Genomic DNA, 10,067 nt, shown 5'->3' on the forward strand with positions numbered 1-10,067 from the left:
CTGGTCGAGCTCGCTGCCGAGGGCGACGAGTCGCCGGCGTCGCGCGGTGTGCCGCCGGCGAGCAGCGTGCCGGCGCCGCCGCCCGCGCCCGCGCCCGTCTCGTCGTGGTCGCCGCGTCCCGAACCGACCGCGCCACCCGTCCCCCACGGCCGGCTGGTGCTGCCACGACGACCCCGACGGACGACCCCGACGACGACCCCGACGACGACCCCGGTCCCTGTCGACCCGGCCGTCGCCCGCCCGACCCGCCGCCGGGCCCTCGTCGTGCTGCCGCTGTCGGTCGCCCTCGGGGCCGGCGTCACGGGCGTGGCCGCCGTCACCGGCCCCGACCGGCAGGGCGCCCAGGCCGAGGCGGTGACGGGGGCGTCGGAGACGGTCGCGGCGTACTCCTTCCCCCCGCTGCGCAGGCCCGACGGGCTGCGGGTGGAGCGGACCTGGGAGCTGCGGCGCAGCGGTGGCGCGCTCTCCCTGCACGCGGCCACGCTCGTCCGCAACGGGCCGCTGCGCGCCGTCGGGGCGGGGCTCGACGAGGTGGTGCCGCGGTCGGTGGCGCGCGACGTGTCCGCGCTGCGCTTCGTCCCGACGCCGAGCACGGTCGTCGACGGCCAGCCGGTGGTGCGCTACCTGGCCCGGCTCGAGCCCGGCGCGACGACCGGGTGGCGCTGGCAGGCTCCCGTGCCCGCGGGCACCGACGCGGCGCGACTGCGCGAGCTCGCCCGCGACGCCGAGGTCGCGCGACTGCTCTGGGAGTCGAGCCGGTTGGCCGCCTCCTCGACGTCGCGCCCCGTCGCGCAGCCGGTCGCGGTGGAGCCGTCCGTCGAGGACGAGGCCGTGCTCCCGGTGCCGGTCCGCACCGCCCGGCGTCCCCGGGCCGCGGCCCCCGCCCCGACCGTCACGGCCGGCCCCAGCGCCCCTCCGGCCACGCCGTCGTCCGCGCCCAGCGCCGCCCCCAGCAGCGCGCCGTCACCGAGCCCGGCGGGGGAGCCGAGCGCGGCGCCGGAGCCGAGCGCCTCGGGGAGCGGCTGACCCCCGCTCCGTCGTCGTCGGTAGCCTCTGACCCGCACCGGAGACACCCCCGACGAAGCGGAGCCCGACAGCCATGGCAGCACCAGTCACCGTCACCGTCACGGGAGCGGCGGGCCAGATCGGCTACGCCCTCCTGTTCCGCATCGCCAGCGGTCACCTGCTCGGCGCCGACACCCCGGTGCGGCTCCGCCTGCTGGAGATCGAGCCGGCCCTCAAGGCCGCCGAGGGCACCGCGATGGAGCTCGACGACTGCGCCTTCCCGCTGCTGACGGGCATCGACATCACGGCCGACCTGAAGACAGCCTTCGACGGCACCAGCGTCGCGCTGCTCGTGGGGGCCCGTCCCCGCACCGCCGGCATGGAGCGCGGCGACCTGCTCGCGGCCAACGGTGGCATCTTCGGCCCGCAGGGCAAGGCGATCAACGACAACGCCGCCGACGACATCAAGGTCCTCGTCGTCGGCAACCCCGCCAACACCAACGCCCTCATCGCCCAGCAGCACGCCCCCGACGTCCCGGCGGACCGCTTCACCGCGATGACCCGCCTCGACCACAACCGCGCGCTGTCGCAGCTGTCGGCCAAGCTCGCCGTCGCCGTCACCGAGATCGAGCAGATGACGATCTGGGGCAACCACTCCGCGACGCAGTACCCCGACCTCTACACCGCCCGGGTCGGCGGCAAGCCGGCCGCGGAGCAGGTCGACGAGGCGTGGCTCAAGGACACGTTCATCCCGACCGTCGCCAAGCGCGGCGCCGCGATCATCGAGGCCCGGGGGCAGTCCTCCGCGGCCTCGGCGGCCAACGCCGCCATCGACCACGTCTACGACTGGGTCAACGGCACCGACTGGACCTCCTCGTCGATCCCGAGCGACGGCTCCTACGGCGTGCCCGAGGGCCTCATCAGCTCCTTCCCGTGCCGCGCCGTCGACGGCCGCTGGGAGATCGTCCAGGGCGTCGAGATCAACGACTTCTCCCGCGAGCGGATCGACGCCTCCGTCGCCGAGCTCGCCGAGGAGCGCGACGCCGTTCGCGAGCTCGGCCTCATCTGATGAAGATCATCTACACCTACACCGACGAGGCACCGGCGCTCGCGACCCACTCGCTGCTGCCGGTCATCGCCGCCTACGCCGGCAAGGCCGGTGTCGACGTCGAGACCCGTGACATCTCGTTGGCCGCCCGGGTCCTCGCCGCCTTCGGCCTCGCCCCGGACGCCCTCGCCGAGCTCGGTGAGCTGGCCAAGACGCCCGAGGCCAACATCATCAAGCTGCCCAACGTCAGCGCCTCGCTGCCGCAGCTCAAGGCCTGCATCGCCGAGCTGCAGGCCGCCGGTCACGCGGTCCCGGACTTCCCCGACGACCCGCAGACCGACGAGGAGAAGAAGGCCCGCGCGGCCTTCGACGCCGTCAAGGGCAGCGCGGTCAACCCGGTCCTGCGCGAGGGCAACTCCGACCGGCGGGCGCCGCTGTCGGTGAAGACCTACGCGCGCAAGCACCCGCACTCGATGGGTGCCTGGAGCAGCGACTCCGCAAGCCGCGTCGCGACGATGACCGACGGCGACTTCCGCCACAGCGAGACGTCGGTGACGCTCCCGTCCGCCGACGTCCTGCGGATCGAGCACGTCAGCTCGGCCGGCACCACGACCGTGCTGAAGGACGGCCTGAAGGTCCAGGCCGGCGAGATCGTCGACGCGGCCGTCATGCGCAAGGCCGCCCTCACGGCCTTCCTCGCCGAGCAGGTCGCCGCCGCCAAGGCCGAGGGCGTGCTGTTCTCCGTGCACCTCAAGGCCACGATGATGAAGGTCAGCGACCCGATCATCTTCGGCCACGTCGTGCGGGCCTTCTTCGCTGACGTCTTCGCGCAGTTCGGCGACGACCTCGCCGCGGTCGGCGCCAACCCCAACGACGGCCTCGCGGCCGTGCTGTCCGCGCTCAGCGGTCTCAGCCCGGAGAAGCGCGACGCGGTGGAGGCGGCCATCGCGGCGACCTACGCCACCGGCCCGGCGCTGGCCCAGGTCGACTCGAGCAAGGGCATCACCAACCTCCACGTCCCGAGCGACGTCATCATCGACGCCTCGATGCCGGCGGCGATCCGCAGCAGCGGCCAGATGTGGAACGCCGAGGACCAGCTCCAGGACACGCTCTACGTCATCCCGGACTCCTCCTACGCCGCCCTCTACGCCGAGACCGTCGACTTCTGCCGGCGTCACGGCGCCTTCGACCCCACGACGATGGGCACCACGCCCAACGTCGGCCTGATGGCGCAGAAGGCCGAGGAGTACGGCAGCCACGACAAGACCTTCGAGATCGCCGCAGACGGCGTCGTCAACGTCGTCGCCTCCGACGGCACGGTCCTGCTGACGCAGGACGTCGCCGAGGGAGACGTCTTCCGCGCGTGCCAGACCAAGGACGCCCCCATCGCCGACTGGGTGCGGCTCGCGGTCTCCCGCGCCCGGGCCACCGGCGCGCCTGCGGTCTTCTGGCTCGACGAGTCACGGGCCCACGACGCCGAGGTCCTCACGAAGGTCCGGGCCGAGCTGTCGACGCTCGACACCGACGGCCTCACGCTCGAGTTCCTCGACGTCGCCGCGGCCACCCGCTACACCCTGGAGCGGGCCGCCAAGGGCGAGGACACCATCTCGGTGACCGGCAACGTCCTGCGCGACTACCTCACCGACCTCTTCCCGATCCTCGAGCTCGGCACCAGCGCGAAGATGCTGAGCATCGTGCCGCTGATGGCGGGCGGCGGGCTGTTCGAGACCGGCGCCGGTGGCTCCGCCCCCAAGCACGTCCAGCAGCTCGTCAAGGAGGACTACCTGCGCTGGGACTCCCTCGGGGAGTTCCTCGCGCTGGCGGTGTCCTTCGAGTTCCTCGGGGAGAAGACCGGCAACGCCCGCGCGGCGCTACTCGGGACGACGCTCGACCAGGCGACCGGCCGGGTCCTCGAGGAGGGCCGCAGCCCGGCCCGCAAGGTCGGTCAGATCGACAACCGCGGGTCGCACTTCTACCTCGCCCTCTACTGGGCGCAGGCACTCGCAACGCAGACCGTCGACGCTGAGGCCGCTGCGCTGTTCGCGCCGCTCGCCGAGCGGCTCGGCGCCGACGAGGCCACGATCAGCGCCGAGCTGCTCGCGGTGCAGGGCAAGCCCGCGGACATCGGCGGCTACTACCTGGTCGACAAGGCCAAGACCGACGCCGTGATGCGACCGAGCGCGACCTTCAACGAGGCGCTCGCGAGCTTCTGACCGTCGTCCTCCCGTCGGCCCGTCTCCACCGGAGGCGGGCCGACGTGCGTCCTGCCCTAGGCTTGCGGATGTGGAGCTGCCTCATAGTCCGTGCGAGCGCCCGTGAGCGGGGTGCTCGCCAACGTCGGTCTGGTCTTCGTCTTCATCCTGGTCGGTGCGCTGTTTGCCGGTGCCGAGATCGCCCTGGTGTCGCTGCGCGACGGCCAGGTCAAGCAGATGGCCGAGCGCAGCCGGCGCGGCCGTCGGGTCGCGGCCCTGGCCTCCGACCCCAACCGCTACCTCGCGGCGGTGCAGGTCGGTGTGACGATGGCGGGCTTCCTGTCCGCCGCGTTCGGCGCAGCGACCCTCGCCAACGACCTGTCGCCGAGCCTGGTCGACGCGGGGCTGTCCGACGGCACGGCCGACACGGTCGCGCTGGTCGTCATCACGCTGGTCATCAGCTACTTCTCGATCCTGCTCTCCGAGCTGGTCCCGAAGCGGCTCGCCCTGCAGCGCGCGGAGGCGGTCGCCCAGGTCGTCGCCGGCCCGCTCGACCGGATCGCCTCGCTCGCCCGGCCGGTGATCTGGCTGCTGTCGAAGAGCACCGACGTCGTCGTGCGGCTGCTGGGCGGTGATCCCGGGGCCTCGCGCGACTCCATCACCGAGGACGAGCTGCGCGGCCTCGTCGCGGCCCACGAGTCGCTGTCCAAGGACGAGCGCAAGCTCATCGACGAGGTCTTCGCGGCCGGTGAGCGGCAGCTGCGCGAGGTGATGATCCCGCGCACCGAGGTGGAGTTCCTCGAGGCGAGCATGACCGTGGCCCGGGCGCAGAAGGTGACGAGCACGGCGCCGCACAGCCGCTACCCGGTCGCGCGCGACAGCCAGGACGACGTGCTCGGCTTCGTGCACGTGCGCGACCTGCTCGTACCCGCGGCGAAGGGCCGCTCTCTCAAGGTCGCCGACGTCACCCGTGACGTGAAGCTGCTGCCCGACACCAAGAAGGTGCTGCCCGCGCTGTCGGAGATGCGCCGCGAGGGTCACCACCTCGCGATGGTCGTCGACGAGTTCGGCGGCACCGCCGGGATCATCACGCTGGAGGACCTCATCGAGGAGGTCATCGGCGACATCCGCGACGAGTACGACGTCGAGGGCGCCGAGGCGCTGCGCTTCCGCGGCGGCGAGATCGAGGCCGACGGGCTGCTCAACCTCGACGAGGTCGAGGAGCAGACCGGGGTCCGGCTGCCCGACGGCCCCTACGAGACGCTCGCGGGCTTCGTCATGGCGGCGCTCGGTCACGTGCCCCGCAGCGGCGAGGCCGTCGAGGCCGACGGCCACCGGTTGGAGGTCGTCGAGCTCGACGGCCGTAGGGTCTCGCGCGTGCGCGTCACCCCGGTGCCCGTCGAGGGCCAGACGTCGTCCGAGGAGGACGCATGAGCAAGGACTTCCGCCACTCCTACCCGCTGCCGTCGACGGTCGAGGCGGCCTTCGCCGTCATCGCCTCGGAGGGGTGGGCCGCGGCCAAGGCCGAGCACCTCGAGGACGGCAGCGTCGTGAAGCGCTTCGAGCAGGGCGCCGACGGGTCGGTCGTGCTGCAGATCAGCCGCGACCTGCCCGACGGCGTGCCCGGCTTCCTCGAGCGCTTCCTGCCCGCCGACGGCAAGGCCGGCCAGACCGACTCCTGGGCGCCGGACGCCGGTGACGGCACCCGCGGCGGGACCTGGAAGGCCGACATCCCCGGCGCCCCCGCGGAGGTCTCCGGGACCATGCGGCTCGAGCCGCAGGGCACCGGCTGCGCCTACGTCGTCGAGGGCACCGTGAAGGTCAAGATCCCGCTGGTCGGTGGCAAGGCCGAGTCCTTCATCGCCGACATGACCGGCAAGCTCACCGCGAAGGAGGCGGAGGTCCTGCGCGGCCTACTCGCCTGACTGTCTCCTGACCAGCGCGCGCAGCGCCCCCACGGCCAGCGGCCTCGTGACGAGGCCGCGGCCGAGCCCCACCTCGACCAGCGCGTCGAAGGCGTCGCCGTCACGGGCGCAGGCCCGCACCGCGGCGTCGACGGCGCCCGCGCGACGGGTGGCCCGGGTGAGCAGCGACGTGTGCCGCAGGTGGCGTCCCAGCTCACGACGAAGGGCAGCGGCGTACGACGCGCCGGCGGCCGCCCCTTCGAGCGCCGCCTCGCCGGCGAGGCGGCCGGACAGCAGCGCGTAGAAGATGCCCTCGCCGGTGAGCGGGTTGACCAGGCTCGCGGCGTCACCGGCCAGGAGCACGCGGCCCGGTGGCTGGTGCGGCCGCGACGTCGACAGCGGGAGCTTGTGGCTCACCAGTCGCTCGGCCCCGGTGCCCGGCAGCAGCGCCTCGAGCCGGTCGAGCAGGGCGCGCCGACCGCCGCCCTCGCTCGCCCGCAGCGACGGCAGCAGCATCCCGAAGCCGACGTTGCGGGTGCCGTCGCCGGCGTCGAAGCTCCACGCGTAGGCCGGCCAGCGGGTCGGGTCGACGACGACGAGCTGCTCCGGCACCCCGTCGGGCGAGCGGGCGTAGCCGCGGACCGCCACGGCGACCGCGTCGTCGGGCTGGCGGGGGAGCCCCGCGAGCCGACGCACGACACCGTTGGCGCCGTCGGCCCCGACGACCGCGAGGGCCTCGTGCTCCCCGTCGACGAGCACTCGGTCGGAGCGCACATCGAGATGGCGGACCGTGCGCCGCTCGAGCACCGCGCCGCGCTCGACCGCCGCGTCGACCAGCCGTGCGTCGAAGACCTCCCTCGGCACGACCACGTCGGGCCGGCGCAGGGCCCTGGCCGCCTCCGCGCCCGACGGCCCGCGCACGCGCAGCACCCCGATCGGCACCCGGTCGGCGAGGACGTGCGCGACGCCGAGGCGGGCGAGCTCGTCGAGCGCGTGCGGGGCGACGCCGTCGCCGCAGCACTTGTCGCGCGGGAAGTCGGCCCGGTCGAGCAGCAGGACCCGGGCGTCCGGGCGGCGTCGCAGCGCCGCGAGCGCCGCCGCGCTGCCGGCCGGACCGGCCCCCACCACCACGAGGTCCCACACCCGCCCAGTGTGGCCGGTCCAGGCGTCCAGCGCAGACGGGCCGGTGCGAGACTGACCCCATGTCACGCCAGCGCGTCCTCTCCGGCATCCAGCCGACCGGTGCCGGCAAGCACCTGGGGAACTACCTCGGGGCCGTCCGCCACTGGGCCGCGATGCAGGACGAGAACGAGTGCTTCTACTTCCTCGCCGACCTGCACGCCCTCAACACCTCGCCCGATCCGGCCGTCCTGCGCGACGGCACCCGCCGCACCGCCGCCGAGCTGCTCGCGATGGGCGTCGACCCCGACCGCAGCACGCTGTTCGCCCAGAGCCACGTCGCGGAGCACACCGAGCTCGGCTGGGTGCTGGGCTGCCTGACCGGCTACGGCGAGGCGTCGCGGATGACGCAGTTCAAGGACAAGTCCGCATCGCGGTCGGGCACCGGCGTCAACGTCGGCCTGTTCACCTACCCCGTGCTGCAGGCCGCCGACATCCTGCTCTACCAGGCCCACGCCGTCCCGGTCGGCGAGGACCAGCGCCAGCACCTCGAGCTGACCCGCGACCTCGCGCAGCGCTTCAACCACCGCTACGGCGACACCTTCGTCGTCCCCGGCCCCTACACCCAGCAGGCCGGTGAGCGGATCAAGGACCTGCAGGACCCGACGTCGAAGATGTCCACGAGCCGCGGCGGCGCGGGCACCCTGTGGGTCGTCGACGAGCCGAAGGCCGTCGTCAAGAAGGTCAAGTCGGCGGTCACCGACACCGGTCGCGAGGTGCGCTCGGGTGACGACAAGCCCGGCATCACCAACCTGCTCACCATCCTGTCTGTCGCGACCGGCACGGCCGTCCCGGAGCTCGAGGCGGCCTACGACGGCAAGGGCTACGGCGACTTCAAGGCCGACGTCGCCGATGCCGTGGTGGAGCTGTTCGCCCCGACCCGTGAGCGCTACGCCGAGCTGATGGCCGACCCCGCGCAGATCGATGCCGTCCTTCGTGCAGGGGCCGAGCGCGCCCGCGAGGTCGCCGCGTCGACGATGGCGCTGGTGCGCGAGCGCGTCGGCCTGCTGCTGCCCACGGGGGGCTGAGTGCCCCGTCGCGACATCGGTGTCGCCGTCAGCCTGCCCGAGCCCTACACCTCCGAGCTGCAGGGCTGGCGGGAGCGCCTCGGCGACCCCAACGCCTGGGCGATCCCCCCGCACGTCACGCTCCTGCCCCCGACCGCGTTGCAGACCGAGGACCTCGACGACGTCGAGATGCACCTGCGCGCGGTCGCCGCGGTCCACGCTCCCTTCACGATGCACCTGCGGGGATCGGGCACCTTCCGCCCGATCTCGCCGGTCGTCTTCGTGACGCTCGTGCAGGGCATCGGCGAGTGCGAGCAGCTGGAGCGCGCGGTCCGCAGCGGGCCGCTCGCCCGTGAGGTCAACTTCCCCTACCACCCGCACGTCACCGTCGCCCACGACCTCGGCGAGGACGTCCTCGACCGGGCCTTCGACGCGCTCGCGGCCTACGACGCACGTTTCCAGGTCTGGGGCTTCAGCTTGTTCGAGAAGGGCCGCGACGACGTGTGGCGGCCGCAGCGCGACTTCCCCTTCGGCGGCGCCGGTCTGCCCGGTCCGGTCGAGGGTTCGCCCCGCGACACGGGGTAGGACGCGATCATGCGCTCGCCCCAGGCCGTCCTCGCCCGCGCCCGCGCGCGCCGACCGCTGCTCGACCACCTGGTGCGCGCCGTCGCGCGCTACCAGGCCGACACCGGCGACCGGCTCGCGGCGTCGGTCACCTTCTACTGGTTCCTGTCGCTGTTCCCGCTGCTGCTGCTCGGCGTCTCCGTCCTCGGCGTCGTCTATGACGACCCCGGCAAGGACCTGTCCGCGGAGCTCGCCAAGGTCCTGCCGTCGACGCTCGCGGTGACGCTCGAGGACGTCATCACCAGCAACACGGGTACGACGGGGGTGCTCGGCGTCGGCGGCCTGCTGCTGTCGGGCCTCGGCTGGATCGACGCGCTGCGCGAGGCGATCCGCACGATGTGGCACCAGAACGTCCTGGCCGGCAACATCGTCGTCCGCAAGGCCGTCGACGTGCTCGTGCTCGTCGGGCTGCTCGCGACCCTCGGCGCCTCTGTGGTCTTCACCGGGCTGGTCACCGCCTTCACGGGCACCGTGCTGGAGTGGCTCGGCGTCGACGACCCGGAGGCGGTCGGACCGGCCGTGCTGACCCGGATCGTCGGCTACTCCGTCGCCCTGCTCGTCGACACCGGCGTCTTCCTCTACCTGCTCACCCGGCTGGCCCGGGTCCGGACCCCGGTGTCGCGGGTGCTGCGCGGCGCCGTCTTCGGGGCGATCGGCTTCGAGGTCCTCAAGGTCGTCGGCGGGCTCTACGTCGAGCGCACCACCGCCAAGGGCGAGGCGACCTACGGCACCTTCGCCGTCGTCATCGGGCTGCTGCTCTTCCTCAACCTCGTCTCCCGGCTGATCCTGCTCACCGCCGCCTTCGTCGTCACCGCGCCCTACGACAGCGACGTCGCGCCGTCAGGCACCGCGTCGCGCGAGCAGGCCCGCAAGGCCGGCATCCCCGAGGCCTACGCCGACAGCGACCCCGACGACCCGCCCGCCCTGCAGGAGGACGGCGCCCCGACGCCGCTGCGCCCGGTGCTGCAGGGCCGCACCCCGCCCCAGGACGAGCCCGAAGGGGAGGGCCGCTCGTGGTCGCGCCGCGCCGAGCCGACCGCGGGGGACGCCCCTGCAGCTCGGCTCACCGACCCACCCGCGGCCACGCCGATCGCCGGCTCCGCCGGGC

At 73.6% G+C, this 10,067-nt stretch carries 9 protein-coding genes; 8 read left to right on the plus strand and 1 reads right to left on the minus strand.

Going from position 1 to position 10,067, the window contains the following annotated elements; translation table 11 throughout:
• The 5 genes from Q8R60_01955 to Q8R60_01975 all read left to right on the plus strand — a co-directional run.
• Positions 1-1,026: hypothetical protein (locus Q8R60_01955; protein ID MDP3711235.1), on the plus strand; the 1,026-nt coding region annotated here is incomplete at its 5' end.
• A 73-nt stretch (positions 1,027-1,099) separates the two neighbouring features.
• Positions 1,100-2,074, plus strand: coding sequence for a malate dehydrogenase (locus Q8R60_01960; GenBank protein ID MDP3711236.1), 975 nt, complete (start codon positions 1,100-1,102; stop codon positions 2,072-2,074).
• On the plus strand, positions 2,071-4,266 hold the full coding sequence (locus tag Q8R60_01965) for an NADP-dependent isocitrate dehydrogenase (GenBank protein MDP3711237.1): 2,196 nt from the start codon (positions 2,071-2,073) through the stop codon (positions 4,264-4,266). The genes Q8R60_01960 and Q8R60_01965 overlap by 4 nt, the downstream gene beginning before the upstream one ends.
• Before the next feature lie 102 nt (positions 4,267-4,368).
• On the plus strand, positions 4,369-5,679 hold the full coding sequence (locus Q8R60_01970) for a hemolysin family protein (GenBank protein MDP3711238.1): 1,311 nt from the start codon (positions 4,369-4,371) through the stop codon (positions 5,677-5,679).
• A complete protein-coding gene (locus Q8R60_01975) occupies positions 5,676-6,170 on the plus strand; it encodes a DUF2505 domain-containing protein (GenBank protein ID MDP3711239.1) in 495 nt (164 codons plus the stop codon). The genes Q8R60_01970 and Q8R60_01975 overlap by 4 nt, the downstream gene beginning before the upstream one ends.
• Here the strand turns inward: Q8R60_01975 and Q8R60_01980 are convergent.
• A complete protein-coding gene (locus Q8R60_01980) occupies positions 6,159-7,292 on the minus strand; it encodes an NAD(P)/FAD-dependent oxidoreductase (GenBank protein ID MDP3711240.1) in 1,134 nt (377 codons plus the stop codon). The genes Q8R60_01975 and Q8R60_01980 overlap by 12 nt on opposite strands.
• A 59-nt stretch (positions 7,293-7,351) precedes the next feature.
• Here Q8R60_01980 and trpS point away from each other — a divergent pair, with 59 nt between their 5' ends.
• The 3 genes from trpS to Q8R60_01995 form a co-directional block, all read left to right on the plus strand.
• Complete coding sequence (gene trpS, locus Q8R60_01985) at positions 7,352-8,356, plus strand: tryptophan--tRNA ligase (protein ID MDP3711241.1); 1,005 nt, start codon at positions 7,352-7,354, stop codon at positions 8,354-8,356.
• Positions 8,357-8,920, plus strand: a complete 564-nt coding sequence (locus Q8R60_01990; protein MDP3711242.1) for a 2'-5' RNA ligase family protein — start codon at positions 8,357-8,359, stop codon at positions 8,918-8,920.
• A gap of 9 nt (positions 8,921-8,929) precedes the next feature.
• Positions 8,930-10,067 (plus strand): YihY/virulence factor BrkB family protein (locus Q8R60_01995; GenBank protein ID MDP3711243.1); only part of this gene is annotated, 1,138 nt, incomplete at its 3' end.

The organism is Mycobacteriales bacterium, assembly GCA_030697205.1.
In the GTDB taxonomy this organism is placed as follows: Bacteria; Actinomycetota; Actinomycetes; order Mycobacteriales; family SCTD01; genus JAUYQP01.